The following is a 12,678-nucleotide window of genomic DNA, read 5'->3' as shown; positions in this document are numbered from 1 at the left end:
CTAGCGCGCGCCGCCGGCCACCGCGGGCAGGATGGTCAGCGTGTCGCCGTCCTTGACCTCGGCGTCCAGCCCACCGGCGAAGCGCACGTCCTCGTCGTTGACGTAGACGTTGATGAACCGGTGCAGCTTCTCGTCCTTGACCAGGCGCGCCTTGATACCACCGTGGCGGCTCTCGACGTCGTCGATCACCTCGAGCACCGTCTTGCCGGACGCCTCGACGGACTTCTCACCGCCGGTGTGCGTCCGCAGGATGGTGGGGATGGACACGTTCACGGCCATGGATTTCTACCTCCGCTTGGGATCTCTCGTAGTGGGCTGACGTTCGGGCGAGGGCGGTTATTCCTCGATCTCGACCGGCTCCTCGGTGATCTCACCGTCGACGATCCGGTACGACCGGAGTTCGTGCACCTCGGGGTCCCTGGTGGAGACCAGCACGTAGTGCGCGAACGGCTCGGAGGCGTAGGACACGTCGGTGCGCGACGGGTACGCCTCGGTGGCGGTGTGCGAGTGGTAGATCACCACGGGCACCTCGTCGTTGGCGTCCATCTCGCGGTAGAGCTTGAGCAGATCACCGGAGTCGAATTCGTAGAACGTCGGCGAGCGCGCCGCGTTCAGCATGGGGATGAACCGCTCGGGGCGGTCCGAGCCGTCGTCCGGCCCGGCGATCACCCCGCACGCCTCGTCCGGGTGGTCCCGGCGGGCGTGCGCGACCATCTCGTCGACTAGTTCACGGCGGATCCGAAGCACGATCTCATCCTAGGTGCTGGACAAGCCTCGTCCACCCACTGAGACAGAGCCCTCGGAGGCTTGACCTCAGCCGAACGCTTCCGGCCAGACCTCCCGGTACGCGCGCAGCCCACCGGCACCGGTGGCGGCCAGCAGGCCGTGCACCATGGCCCTGGCGAACACCCGGGCGGCGGCCGAGCACAGCTGGTCCAGCCCACCGGCCCGCGAAGCGTCGGCGAACGGCCCGCTCGCCACCGGCAGCTCCCGCGCGCCCGTCGCCAGCGCGAACACCGTGTCGCCGTCGAACATCGTGTGCGCGGGGCGCACGGCGCGGGCCAGCCCGTCCTGCGCGGCGACCGCCAGCCGCCGGGCCTCCGCCTTCGACAACGCCGCGTCCGTGGCGACCACGCCGATCGTGGTGTTCAGGTCCGTCGGCGCGGCGGAGACCTCACCCGGCCGGTCCGGCCAGCGCACGCCGAACTCGGCGTCCACCTCGTGATCGGCCGCGAACGCCCGGCCGGTCCGCAGGTCGACGGCCTCACCGGAGGCGTTCACCGCGGCCACCGCGCCGACCACGAACTCGCCGACCCGCTCGCTCGCCGTGCCGATGCCGCCCTTGAGCGAGCCGGCCGCCGCCCCGGCACCCGCACCCACCGTGCCCTGCGCGAAGTCACCCGGAGCGGCGGCTTCGCAGGCCGCGTAGCCGAACGACGCGTCCGGCCGGTTGCCCCAGTCGCCGCGCGGCAGGTCGAACAGCACCGCGGCGGGCACGATCGGCACCACCTCGTGCGGCTGCGCACCCACCGGGAAGCCCATCGACCGCTCACCCAGCCAGCGCACCACCCCGTCGGCGGCGGCCAGCCCGTACGCGCTCCCGCCGGACAGGCACACCGCGTTCACCCGCTGGACCAGGTTCTCCGGCTCCAGCAGATTGGTCTCGCGGGTGCCCGGCGCGCCTCCGCGCTGGTCCACCGCACCGACCGCGCCGTCCGGCACCAGCACCACCGTGGTGCCGGTGGCCCAGCCGCCGCCGACCCGCTGGTGGTGGCCCACCAGCACGCCGGGGACGTCGGTGATGGAGCTCACTCGGTCAGCGCCTGGACCAGGCTCTCCTGCACCCAGGTCAGCCAGTGGTACACGCCGAGGTGCGGCGCTCGCGGGTCCTCCGGGGGCAGTTCGTCGGGCATGTCCTCGGTGACGTCCAGCGCGGTGCCCAGCGCCAGGCGCACGTCGTTCAGCGCGGACAGCCAGGCGTCGGCCTGTTCGAAGCTCAGCCGCACCTCACCGCCGTCCGGCGACAACGTGTCCAGCACCACCGCGGCCACCCCGACCTTCGCGTCCAGCAGCTCCGGCTCGTGCAGCGAGCGCAGCGCGGCGGCGGAGTCGAGGTCCTCCTTGGCCGGGTTGTCCGGGTCGAGGCGGTGGAAGTCGGGCAGCAACCGGGAGAGCACCGGGTCGTCCGGGGCCTGGCTCGGGCCGGTGCGGATGCCGGTCAGCTCGGCCAGCTCGTCCTGCGGGGCCTCCTCCGACCGGGCGCGCAGCATGTCGTCGACCTGGCTGATCAGGCCGCGCAGCACCGCGGCCTCCTGCTGCTCGAAACCCGCCTGCACCCGCGCGCCCTTGCGGCGCCACGGCTTCACGACGGGTGCTCCATGGTCGCCCAGAGCCCGGCGGCGTGCAGCTTGGCCACGTCGCCCTCCACCTTCTCCTTGCCACCGGACGAGACGATCGCCTTGCCCTTGTGGTGCACGTCCAGCATCAGCTTGGTGGCGTGGTCGCGGCTGTAGCCGAACAACTTCTGGAACACGTAGGTCACGTACGACATGAGGTTCACCGGGTCGTTCCAGACCACGGTCTGCCACGGTTTGTCCTCAGCCCCCAGGTCGGCCGCGGACGGCTCCACCATCGGTTCGGCGGCAGGCGTACTCATGGCCTCCATGGTGTCACGTCGCCCACGTCCGGTGGTCCGGCAGGTCAGCCCATAGGGTTGCGCCATGGCCCCCGAGCGTTCCGGCAGCACCGCGCTGCTCACCGACCACTACGAGCTGACCATGCTGGGCAGCGCACTGGCCGACGGCACCGCCGACCGGCCGTGCGTGTTCGAGGTCTTCGCCAGGCGGCTGCCGGGCGGGCGGCGCTACGGCGTCGTGGCGGGCACCGCGCGGGTGCTCGACGCGATCGGCGACTTCCGCTTCACCGACGCCGAGATCAGCCAGCTCGAAGCCACCGCGGTGGTCGACGACGCGACGCTGTCCTGGCTGGCCGACTACGAGTTCGGCGGGGACATCGACGGCTACGCCGAGGGTGAGCTGTACTTCCCCGGCTCGCCCGTGCTCACCGTGCGGGGCAGCTTCGCCGAGGGCGTGGTGCTGGAGACGCTGGTGCTGTCCATCCTCAACCACGACAGCGCGATCGCCTCGGCCGCGGCGCGCATGGCCAGTGCCGCGCACGGCAGGCCGATCATCGAGATGGGCGGGCGCCGCACGCACGAGTACGCCGCGGTCGCCGCCGCCAGGGCCGCCTACCTGGCCGGCTTCGCCACCACCTCGAACCTGGAGGCCGGCCGCCGCTACGGCATCCCCACCCGCGGCACCGTCGCGCACGCGTTCATGCTGCTGCACGACAGCGAGGAGGAGGCGTTCCGCGCGCAGGTGGACAAGCTCGGCGCCGACACCACCCTGCTGGTGGACACCTACGACATCACCGCCGGCATCGAGACCGCGGTGCGCGTGGCCGGTCCCGAACTGGGTGCCATCCGGATCGACTCCGGCGACGTGGGCCCGCTGGCCCGCCGCGCCCGCGAGCAGCTCGACTCCCTCGGCGCCAAGGACACCCGCATCGTCGTCTCCGGTGACCTGGACGAGCACGCCATCGCGGCCCTGCGCGCCGAGCCGGTGGACGCGTACGGCGTGGGCACCTCGGTGGTCACCGGTTCGGGCGCACCCACCGCGGGCATGGTCTACAAGCTGGTCGAGGTGGACGGCCGCCCGGTGGCCAAGCGCAGCACGCACAAGGAGTCGCGGGGTGGCCGCAAGGGCGCGTTCCGGCGGCACAAGCCGACCGGCACCGCACTGGAAGAGGTGGTCTACCCGCTCAGCGGCCCCGCTCCCGACCTCGGCCCCGACGACCGCGAGCTGCAGCTCCCCCTGGTGCGGGCTGGACAGCCGGTCGACGGCCTGCCCACCCTGGACGACGCGCGGCAACGCCTGCGCAAGGGCCTGGTGAGCCTGCCGTGGGAGGGTCTCAAGCTGTCTCACGGCGACCCCGCCGTGCCGACGGTTTTCCGCTGAAAGGAGCTGGGCGATGGCGAACGCGCTGATCGTGGTGGACGTGCAGAACGACTTCTGCGAGGGCGGGGCGCTGGCGGTGGCCGGTGGTGCCGACGTGGCCGCGCGCATCTCCGAGCACCTGCGGGAGCACGCCTACGACCACGTCGTGGCGACCAGGGACCACCACATCGACCCGGGCGCGCACTTCAGCGACGAGCCCGACTACGTGCGGTCGTGGCCGCGGCACTGCGAGGCGGGCACCCCCGGCGCCGACTTCCACCCCGCCCTCGACCGGGGCCCGATCGCGACGGTCTTCTCGAAGGGCCAGTACAGCGACGGTTACTCCGGTTTCGAGGGCACCACCGACAGCGGGGAGAACCTGGCGGACTGGCTGCGGGAACGGGACGTGGACGCCGTCGACGTGGTGGGCATCGCCACCGACCACTGCGTCCGGGCGACCTCGCTGGACGCCGTCGAGGCCGGGTTCACCGTCCGCGTGCTGCTCGGGCTGACCGCCGGCGTGGCACGGGACACCACCGACCGGGCGCTGGCGGACCTGCGGGCCGCCGGTGCCGAGCTGACCGGCGCCCCGGTGGTCGCCGGCTGACCACCGGGGGCACCGCGCTCAGGCGAACGGGTCGCAGGCGGCCGAGCCGACCACGATCTCGCCCGAGGCCGGGCCGCCGTCCGGGAACAGCTGGACGCGCATGGCGTTGGTGACCAGGCTGCCGTCCGGCGGGGTCGGCGCGACCAGCTCGTTGAGCACCACCTTCGCCACCGTCCCGCCGTCGTTCCCCGGCACCAGGATGGTGTGGTTCGGCTCGATGGTCGCGGGCACGGTGATGCCGGCGACCTGGTTCAGCTCGACCACGCCACCGGCGCCGTTGGCCGTGGTGTCGCAGCGCGCGCTGTAGCTGCCGACCTTGAGCACCGGGCCGCCGTACGCGCGCAGCACGCTCGTCTCGAACCGCTGGCCGCGCACCACGCTGGTGGCGAACCCGGTGTCGGCGGCGAGCGAGCACCGCGCCTCGCTCTTGCCGAACCGGGTGGCACCGATCTGCGTTCCCGGCGCGTTGACGGTCTCCTGCTGGCCGAGCCGGCACTCGCCGACCGGCCCCTCCTGCACGGTCTGCGTGCCCTCGGTCAGGTCGACCGAGCCCGCGGTCGCCGACGCGGTGGCACCCGGAGCGGCCTGCGCCACGGCCGGGGCCGCGAGCAGGCAGGCGCACACCGCCACGGCGGTTTTCCTCAACTTCACACTGCACTCCCTCCACCGGAACATGAATCTTCCTCATCGACATCGGCAGGGGAGATCAACAGCCGAACCCCGGCGGGGGCACACCACTCGGACGAGTAATGAGTGAGCTACCCGACTTCGGGGGATTTTGCCGGTGCACGGGCGTTAACCTGCCCCGAGAGCTCTTGGCACAACGCTTTCGTGGAGGCCGCCTTGTCGACGCTGACCCTCGCCGCCCGCCGCCCCGTGCTGGCGGACCTCATCCCCGGTGCGCTGGCCCGTGACCTCACCCTGGTCGCCGCCGGTGCCGGGCTGACCGGCCTGGCCGCGCAACTGGTCATCCCGGTGCCCGGCAGCCCGGTGCCGATGACCGGCCAGACCTTCGCCGCCCTGCTGGTCGGCGCGGCGCTGGGCTGGCAGCGCGGCGGTGCCGCCATGCTGCTGTACCTGCTCGTCGGTGCGGCGGGCGTGCCGTGGTTCAACGGCGGCAGCTCCGGGCTGTTCGGGGCCAGCGCCGGCTACATCGTCGGCTTCGTGCTGGCCGGTGCGCTGGTCGGCGCGCTGGCGGGCCGCGGCGGCGACCGCACCCCGCTGCGCACCGCGGGCACCATGGTGCTCGGCAACCTGGCCATCTACGCCGTCGGCGTGCCGTGGCTGATGGCCGCCGCGTCGATGGACCTCGGCACCGCCTTCGACAAGGGCGTGGTGCCGTTCCTGCTCGGCGACGCGCTGAAGATCGTCGTGGCGGCCGGGCTGCTGCCGGTGACCTGGGCGGTGGTGAACCGCTTCCGCCGCCAGAACTGACGGTGGCCCCCGGTACCGTTGCTCCTCGTGCCGAAGTCCGCTGAGATCACCACCGCACGCAGGAGCGACCTCCCGGGGGTGCTGGAGCTGCTCACGCACGCCGTGGAGTCGGTGGGCGGGGCCGAACGCGCGGGTCAGGTCGAAATGGCCGACGCGGTCGGCCGCGCCATCCGCACCGGCGAGCACCTGGCCGTGCAGGCGGGCACCGGGACCGGCAAGTCGCTGGCCTACCTGGTGCCCGCGATCCGGCACGCGGTGGCCAAGGACACCACCGTGGTGGTCTCCACCGCGACCATCGCGCTGCAGCGCCAGCTGGTCGACCGCGACCTGCCCCGGCTGGCGAAGGCGCTGAAGAAGCCGCTCGGCCGCGAGCCGACCTTCGCCATCCTCAAGGGCAGGCGCAACTACCTCTGCCTGCACCGGCTCGACACCGGTGCCCCGGAGGAGCCGGAGGACCAGGCCCTGTTCGACCCGTTCGCGGTGTCGCGCATGGGCAAGGAGGTCAAGCGGCTGCACGAGTGGTCGTCGGACACCGAGACCGGTGACCGCGACGAACTGGTGCCCGGCGTGTCCGACCAGGCGTGGCGGCAGGTGTCGGTGTCCGCACGCGAATGCCTCGGCGTGTCCCGCTGCCCGATCGGCACCGACTGCTTCGCCGAACGCGCGCGGGCCGAAGCCGGGCGCGCGGACGTGGTGGTCACCAACCACGCCCTGCTCGCCATCGACGCGCTCCAGGGCTACCAGGTGCTGCCCGAGCACGACGTGGTGGTCATCGACGAGGCGCACGAGCTGGTCGACCGGGTCACCTCGGTGGCCACCGCGGAGCTGACCAGCGCGATGGTCTCCACCGCCGGGCGCCGCTGCGGGAAGCTGATCGACGCCGACCTGGCCGACCGGCTGATGGAGGCCAGCGACGGGCTGGCGCTGGTGCTCGACGACCTGCCCCCGGGCAAGCTGGACTCGCTGCCGCAGCCGCTCACCGGCGCGCTGCCGATGGTCCGCGACGCCGCGCACACCTGCCTGTCCGCGCTCGGTTCCGACCGCAAGGACGACGGCGCCGACGAGGCGACCGCCCGCAAGCTCGCGCGCACGCTGCTGGAGGAGGTGCACGACACCGCGGTCCGGCTGCTGGGGGCGTTCGACGAGGACCAGGCGCACCGGCCGGACGTGGTGTGGCTCAGCGGCGACCCGTACTCGTCGAACCCGCGGCCGCCCGCGTTGCACGTGGCCCCGCTGAGCGTGGCCGGGCTGCTGCGGGAACGGGTGTTCGGCCAGACCACCACCGTGCTGACCTCGGCCACCCTGGCGCTCGGCGGCACCTTCGACACGCTGGCCCGGCAGTGGGGGCTGCCGCCGTCGCAGGCCACCGAGCGCCAACCGGACCCCGGCACGGCGACGGAGAAGAAGGCGCCGTCGGACAAGGAGACCGTGCGCTGGACCGGCCTCGACGTGGGCTCGCCGTTCGACCACCGCAAGAACGGCATCCTGTACATGGCCAAGCACCTGCCCACGCCCGGCCGCGACGGGCTCGCCGAGCGCACGCTGGACGAGATCGCCGAGCTGATCGACGCCGCGGGCGGCCGCACGCTCGGCCTGTTCTCCTCGATGCGCGCGGCGAAGCAGGCCACCGAGGCGCTGCGGGACCGGGTCGAGCACCCGATCCTCTGCCAGGGTGACGATTCGACCTCGCTGCTGGTGCGCAAGTTCAGCGAGGACCCGCGCACCTGCCTGTTCGGCACGCTGTCGCTGTGGCAGGGCGTGGACGTGCCCGGCCCGTCGCTGCAACTGGTGCTGGTGGACCGGCTGCCGTTCCCGCGGCCCGACGACCCGGTCTCCTCGGCCCGCCAGCGCGCGGTGGAAGCCCGCGGCGGCAACGGTTTCCTCACCGTGGCGGCCACGCACGCGGCGTTGCTGCTGGCCCAGGGCGTCGGTCGGCTGCACCGGTCGACCAGCGACCGCGGCGTGGTGGCCATCCTGGATTCGCGGCTGGCGAACGCCCGGTACGGCGGTTTCCTGCGGGCTTCGCTGCCGCCGTTCTGGCCGACCACGGACCCGGAGGTGGCCAAGGCCGCCCTGCGCCGGCTGGACGCCGCCGCCCCCGCCTGAGTCCCGGTTGTCAGCGGCAGTACCGTAAACGGAACGCAAAGACGAGGGAGTCGTAGTTTGTCCCAGGACTCAACCCACGCGCAGTCCCGCTCGGTCGCGGTCGACGACACCGGAGTCCGCCGCCTGCTCGCCGACGGCACCGAGGAGTCCGTCACCTGGGCCGAACTGTCCGCCGTGGTGATCCGGGTGATTCCCGAGGGGCCGTGGAAAGAGGACGTGTTCATCATGCTGGCCGGCGCCGATGGCAAGGGCACCGCCATCCCCAGCGGCGACCCAGCCGCCGACGCCCTGATCGAACGCCTTCAGGCCCTCCCCGGCTTCGACAACGACAAGTTCGTCGAAGCCATGACCACCGACGCCGATGAGGCCTACGTGGTCTGGAAGGCCACCGCCGCCGAGGCTTAGCCCACCGCACACCGCAGGCGGCACCCAGCGGGGGCAGCCACCCAGGCCCCCACGCCGCCAGCCGGGCGCCCGACGGGAGCAGCCAACCAGCCCGCCCGCCCCAAACACCGCGCAGGCCGGGCACCCCACGGAAGCAGCCCGCCCCAACACCCCCGCAGACCGGGCACCCAACGGAAGCAGCCCACCCCAACACCCCCGCAGACCGGGCACCCAACGGAAGCAGCCCACCCCAACACCCCCGCAGACCGGGCACCCAACGGGAGTAGCGCCCAGCCCCACACGAACCGGGCCACCGAACGGGCAAGCCCACCGCCCCCCTCACAAACCGGGGCAACAAACGGCAGCAGCCACCCAAGCCACACCACCCCACCTCACCTCACCCACCACAGGCCGGGTGGTGGCCAACGGGAACAGCGCCCAGCCACCCCACAAACAGGGGCACCCAACGGGGGCAACGCCCAGCCCCACAGGCGCAGCCCCCACAGCAACCACCCAGCCGTCACCCCCATGACGAGCCCACCGTGGCCCGGGGCACCCACAGGCGCAGCCCGCCCAGAACCCCCACCCCGCCCCGGTCCACCGCCAAAAACACGGCGAAGGCCGCGATGTCAAGGCATCTTTCCCGCCTTGACATCGCGGCCTTCGCCGTAGTCACACTGAAAAACCGGGGCGGCTCCCCCGCCGTCCCCCACCAGCCACCTCAGGCACCTTCGCCGTCAAGTACAGCGAAACAGCCACCAGCATCAACGTCGCCGTGCTGAAGTGCCAGCCGAAGGCCGCGGCGGCGGAGCCGTGGCTCAGCACGAGGAAACCGTCGGTGAGCGGGATGACCGTCATGGCGAGCAGCACCCAGCCCAGCACCCGCCGCTGGCCGAGGGCGAAAAGGGCCAGCACGACCAAACCCGAAGCGATGTCCCGGAAACCCTTGACCGCCAGGTAAGCCCCGAAGTCGCCCCCGGCCGAGACCGGGACGCCGTAGCCCGCCGCGGCGCTTTCCGGCGTGAGCAGGAAGGTCACGCCGATGTAGATGACGCCGATGCCGACCAGCAGAGCGATGCCGTTGGCGATCTTCCGACCCATGATGCTGCCCTCCACGGAAACTAGCGGCGCTAGAACTTCTAGCAACGCTAGCACTAGCAACGCTAGTTTGGCTAGCAGTGCTAGATTCGAGGGCATGTCCGACCGCCGGGCGCGGGAGCGCGCCGAACGCCACCAGCTGATCATCCGCACCGCCCGCGAGCTGGCCGAGCGGGAAGGGTGGGAAGCCGTCACCACCCGGCAACTGGCCCTGCGGATCGGCTACAGCCAGCCGGTGCTCTACAGCCACTTCGCGAGCAAGGAAGCCATCGTCACGGCGGTCGCACTCGAAGGGATGGCGGAACTGACGGAGGCGATGCGCGCCGCCCGTTCGGCCGACTCGCTCGTCCGCGCCTACACCCGCTTCGCCTTCGACAACCCCGTGCTATACGACGCGATGTTCACGCTCAGCACAGAACTGAAGTTCGGCGCCGAAGCGCCCGAACCGCTCAAGAACGCCTTCGCGAAGCTGTTCGAAATCCTCGCCCCGCTGGCAGGGGACCAGGACCCCGAGACGTTCACCGAAGTCGCGTGGAGCGCGATGCACGGGATCGTCACGCTCACCCGCGACCACCGGCTGCGCGAAGGGCTCCGCGAGGAGCGCATCGCGCTGCTGGTCAAGCTGCTGGGAACTCCTCGCTGACCGGAATCCCCTTCTTCAGCGTCCGGCTCACCGTGCACAACCGGTCGATCGCCCGGTCCACCGCCACCGCGAGCGCCGCCCGGCGGTCGTCGTCCAGGGTGGACAGGTCGACGTCGAAGGTCACGTGGACGGCGTCCAGCTCGGACGCGGCGTCGTTCCGGTCGGCGGTCACCTCGACCCGGAACCGCGCGTCCTCGCCGGTCCGCCGCACCACCAGGTCCTCGGCGGTCACCGCGGCGCAACCCGCCGCGGCGAGCTGCAGCAGCTCCGCCGGAGAGAACACCTCCGCCTGCCCCTTGCGGCCGATCCGGACCTCGGCGCCGCGCTCGTTGCGCCCGGCGAACACGTGCTCGCCGATCCGCTCCACTTCCAGCCCCACGAACTCCTCCTCTACCGCCACTGGGCGAGCACCGTGACGGTGCCCGGCTCCACTTCGGTGAACCCGGCGTCGCGCACCGCGATCACCGCGCGGTCCGCCCACGCCCGCCCCGGGTCGTCGCCGGGGTGCAGCTCGGCCCACTCCGCCCGCGAGGGAGTCCGTACCGCACAACGGAAACCACGGTCTCCCCACGCGGCGAGCCGGCGTTCGTCGAGCAGCGAGGCCAGCAGCATGGTGCCGTGCCCGACCTGCGCCGCCGCCTTGCCGACGGTCATCGCCACGCCGGGGTTGAGCAGCAGCACGGGCCCGTCCGGGGCGGGCCCCGGCTCGTCCGGCGGCAACTCGCTCCCGGAGATCTGCAACCGCGAGACCTCCTTCGGCGCGTCGACCACCCGGCCCGGCAGCAACGCGCGGGCCTCGGCCCCGTCCACCGCGACGGTCACCCCCGGCAGCTCCTGCACGGCCTGCCAGTGCGCACCCCGCGCACGGCGGGCGACCTTGCGGATGTGCCCGGACACCCAGTCCCGCACCGGTTCGTGCCACTCCCCGCCCGGCTTCGCGCGCTCGTCCAAGCACACCGCCAAAGCCGCCGCGGCGGCGGCTTCCAACAGGGGTGTGCGCTCCGGAGGTTCCGCTTTCTCCATGCGCAGGATGACCGGCATCGCCCGCACCTGGTCCGGGGCGGCCTCCGGCAGCGCGGTCTCCTCGGCGGGCAGCCCCAGCCACGACGCGTACCGCGCCGCCAGCGGTTCGAGGATCACGGCCGGTCCGGCTGCAGGCCGTCGGCGGCGTCGGCGGCTTCCACCTCGGCCCGCGTGATGCCCAGCATGAACAGCACCGCGTCCAGGAACGGGTGCGACAACGCGGTGTCCGCCACCTCGCGCAAGGCGGGCTTGGCGTTGAACGCCACCCCCATGCCCGCCGCCGAGAGCATGTCGATGTCGTTGGCCCCGTCCCCGACCGCCACGCACTGGCTCAGCGGGATGCCGTAGTCGGCGGCGAACCGGCGCAGCGCCACCGCCTTGCCCGGCCGGTCGATCACCTCGCCGATCACCTTGCCGGTCAGCTTGCCGTCGACGATCTCCAGCTCGTTCGCCGCGGCGAAGTCCAGGCCGAGGTCGTCGACCAGCTTCTGGATGATCGTGCTGAACCCGCCGGAGACCACCCCGCAGCGGTACCCCAGCCGCTTGAGCGTGCGGACCGTGGTGCGCGCGCCCGGGGTCAGCTGCAACGACCGCGCCACGTCGTCGAGCACCGTCGCGGGCAGCCCTTCGAGCAGCGCCACCCGCCGTTCCAGCGACTCGGTGAAGTTCAGCTCACCACGCATCGCGGCTTCGGTGATCTCGCGGACCTGCGGCTCCACCCCGGCGAACGCGCCGAGCATCTCGATCACCTCGCCCTGGATGAGCGTGGAATCCACGTCGAACACGATCAGCCGCTTGGCCCGCCGGGTCAGCCCGGCCCGCTCGACGGCCACGTCCAGCCCGCCGCGCGAGGCCACGTCCGCGAGCGCGGTGCGCAGCGCCTCGTCGGCCTCTTCGGTGTCGTCGGCGACCGAGACGTACACCTCGAGCCCGGTCACCGGGTAGTCGGCGATGCTGCGGATCGAGTCGATGTTCGCGTTGAGCGCCGCCAGCCGCCGCGCCACCTCGGTGAACGCCCGCGCGGTGAACGGCAGGCCGAGCACCACCAGCACGTGGCTGGAGTCCTGGCGGGCCGGTGCGAACGGGTCCTCGCCGATGGCCGCGCCGATGCTCACCTCGACCTGCATGGACACCGAGTGCATGGCCTGCTCGACCGACTCCTGCAGGCCCTCGGGGTCGCGGTCGACGCCCACCAGCACGCCGAGCACCAGCTGCCCGCGGATCACCACCTGCTCGACGTCGAGCAGGTCGACGCCGTGCCGGGTGAGCGCGGCGAACAACACCGAGGAGACGCCCGGCTTGTCGGGGCCGGTGGTGGTGATCAGGACCGGGGTCTTCGTCACTGTCGCCCTTCCCTCACGCAGAAAACGAAGCGCGCACCCCGGGGA

General features: G+C 72.3%; 16 protein-coding genes. 6 read left to right on the top strand and 10 right to left on the bottom strand.

Annotated elements, in window-relative coordinates:
- The 5 genes from AC07EG_RS02425 to clpS form a co-directional block, all read right to left on the bottom strand.
- Positions 1 to 279 (bottom strand): MoaD/ThiS family protein, encoded by a 279-nt coding sequence (locus AC07EG_RS02425; protein WP_113696298.1) that lies wholly within the window; start codon positions 277 to 279, stop codon positions 1 to 3.
- A gap of 57 nt (positions 280 to 336) precedes the next feature.
- A complete protein-coding gene (locus AC07EG_RS02420; RefSeq protein ID WP_478251149.1) occupies positions 337 to 747 on the bottom strand; it encodes a M67 family metallopeptidase in 411 nt (136 codons plus the stop codon).
- Positions 748 to 813: 66 nt separating this feature from the next.
- Entirely contained in the window at positions 814 to 1,812 is a 999-nt protein-coding gene (locus AC07EG_RS02415; protein ID WP_478251148.1) for a P1 family peptidase, read from the bottom strand.
- Entirely contained in the window at positions 1,809 to 2,366 is a 558-nt protein-coding gene (locus AC07EG_RS02410) for a DUF2017 domain-containing protein (protein WP_478251147.1), read from the bottom strand. Before AC07EG_RS02410 ends, AC07EG_RS02415 begins: the two co-directional genes overlap by 4 nt.
- A complete protein-coding gene (clpS, locus tag AC07EG_RS02405) occupies positions 2,363 to 2,656 on the bottom strand; it encodes an ATP-dependent Clp protease adapter ClpS (protein WP_153035575.1) in 294 nt (97 codons plus the stop codon). Before clpS ends, AC07EG_RS02410 begins: the two co-directional genes overlap by 4 nt.
- Positions 2,657 to 2,720: 64 nt before the next feature.
- On the opposite strand from clpS, the gene AC07EG_RS02400 reads away from it, so the two are divergent.
- Both AC07EG_RS02400 and AC07EG_RS02395 read left to right on the top strand, forming a co-directional pair.
- The gene (locus AC07EG_RS02400; protein ID WP_478251146.1) at positions 2,721 to 4,016 is read left to right on the top strand and encodes a nicotinate phosphoribosyltransferase; all 1,296 of its coding nucleotides are present in this window, start codon (positions 2,721 to 2,723) and stop codon (positions 4,014 to 4,016) included.
- A 13-nt stretch (positions 4,017 to 4,029) separates the two neighbouring features.
- Positions 4,030 to 4,602 (top strand): isochorismatase family protein, encoded by a 573-nt coding sequence (locus AC07EG_RS02395; RefSeq protein ID WP_478251145.1) that lies wholly within the window; start codon positions 4,030 to 4,032, stop codon positions 4,600 to 4,602.
- A gap of 18 nt (positions 4,603 to 4,620) precedes the next feature.
- Here AC07EG_RS02395 and AC07EG_RS02390 read toward each other — a convergent pair whose 3' ends face one another.
- A complete protein-coding gene (locus tag AC07EG_RS02390; protein WP_478251144.1) occupies positions 4,621 to 5,253 on the bottom strand; it encodes a choice-of-anchor P family protein in 633 nt (210 codons plus the stop codon).
- Between the two features lie 192 nt (positions 5,254 to 5,445).
- Between AC07EG_RS02390 and AC07EG_RS02385 the strand changes: the two genes are divergently transcribed.
- From AC07EG_RS02385 to AC07EG_RS02375, 3 genes are read left to right on the top strand one after another with little or no spacing between them, the layout of a single operon-like run.
- Complete coding sequence (locus tag AC07EG_RS02385) at positions 5,446 to 6,036, top strand: biotin transporter BioY (RefSeq protein ID WP_478251142.1); 591 nt, start codon at positions 5,446 to 5,448, stop codon at positions 6,034 to 6,036.
- Positions 6,037 to 6,063: 27 nt separating this feature from the next.
- Positions 6,064 to 8,142 carry an ATP-dependent DNA helicase gene (locus tag AC07EG_RS02380; RefSeq protein ID WP_478251141.1) on the top strand — a complete coding sequence of 693 codons (2,079 nt, stop codon included), beginning with the start codon at positions 6,064 to 6,066 and terminating at the stop codon, positions 8,140 to 8,142.
- Between the two features lie 57 nt (positions 8,143 to 8,199).
- On the top strand, positions 8,200 to 8,547 hold the full coding sequence (locus AC07EG_RS02375; RefSeq protein ID WP_478251140.1) for a hypothetical protein: 348 nt from the start codon (positions 8,200 to 8,202) through the stop codon (positions 8,545 to 8,547).
- Positions 8,548 to 9,198: 651 nt separating this feature from the next.
- Here AC07EG_RS02375 and AC07EG_RS02370 read toward each other — a convergent pair.
- On the bottom strand, positions 9,199 to 9,627 hold the full coding sequence (locus AC07EG_RS02370; protein WP_478251139.1) for a DUF4267 domain-containing protein: 429 nt from the start codon (positions 9,625 to 9,627) through the stop codon (positions 9,199 to 9,201).
- A gap of 94 nt (positions 9,628 to 9,721) precedes the next feature.
- Here AC07EG_RS02370 and AC07EG_RS02365 point away from each other — a divergent pair, with 94 nt between their 5' ends.
- Entirely contained in the window at positions 9,722 to 10,267 is a 546-nt protein-coding gene (locus AC07EG_RS02365) for a TetR/AcrR family transcriptional regulator (protein ID WP_478251138.1), read from the top strand.
- On the opposite strand, the gene AC07EG_RS02360 is transcribed toward AC07EG_RS02365, so the two are convergent.
- Genes AC07EG_RS02360 through serB form a run of 3 tightly spaced genes read right to left on the bottom strand, consistent with a single transcriptional unit; the run spans position 10,242 to position 12,633 of the window.
- Entirely contained in the window at positions 10,242 to 10,646 is a 405-nt protein-coding gene (locus tag AC07EG_RS02360; protein WP_478251137.1) for an OsmC family protein, read from the bottom strand. The two genes, AC07EG_RS02365 and AC07EG_RS02360, sit on opposite strands and share 26 nt — an antisense overlap.
- 11 nt (positions 10,647 to 10,657) lie before the next feature.
- The gene (locus tag AC07EG_RS02355) at positions 10,658 to 11,407 is read right to left on the bottom strand and encodes a peptidyl-tRNA hydrolase (RefSeq protein ID WP_478251136.1); all 750 of its coding nucleotides are present in this window, start codon (positions 11,405 to 11,407) and stop codon (positions 10,658 to 10,660) included.
- On the bottom strand, positions 11,404 to 12,633 hold the full coding sequence (gene serB, locus AC07EG_RS02350; RefSeq protein WP_478251135.1) for a phosphoserine phosphatase SerB: 1,230 nt from the start codon (positions 12,631 to 12,633) through the stop codon (positions 11,404 to 11,406). The genes AC07EG_RS02355 and serB overlap by 4 nt, the downstream gene beginning before the upstream one ends.
- Positions 12,634 to 12,678 lie beyond the last annotated feature (45 nt).

The sequence above is a fragment of the Amycolatopsis sp. NPDC045836 genome, assembly GCF_056431745.1.
The sequence above is the reverse complement of the archived record's forward strand: the minus strand, read 5'-3'. Positions and strand labels throughout refer to the sequence as shown.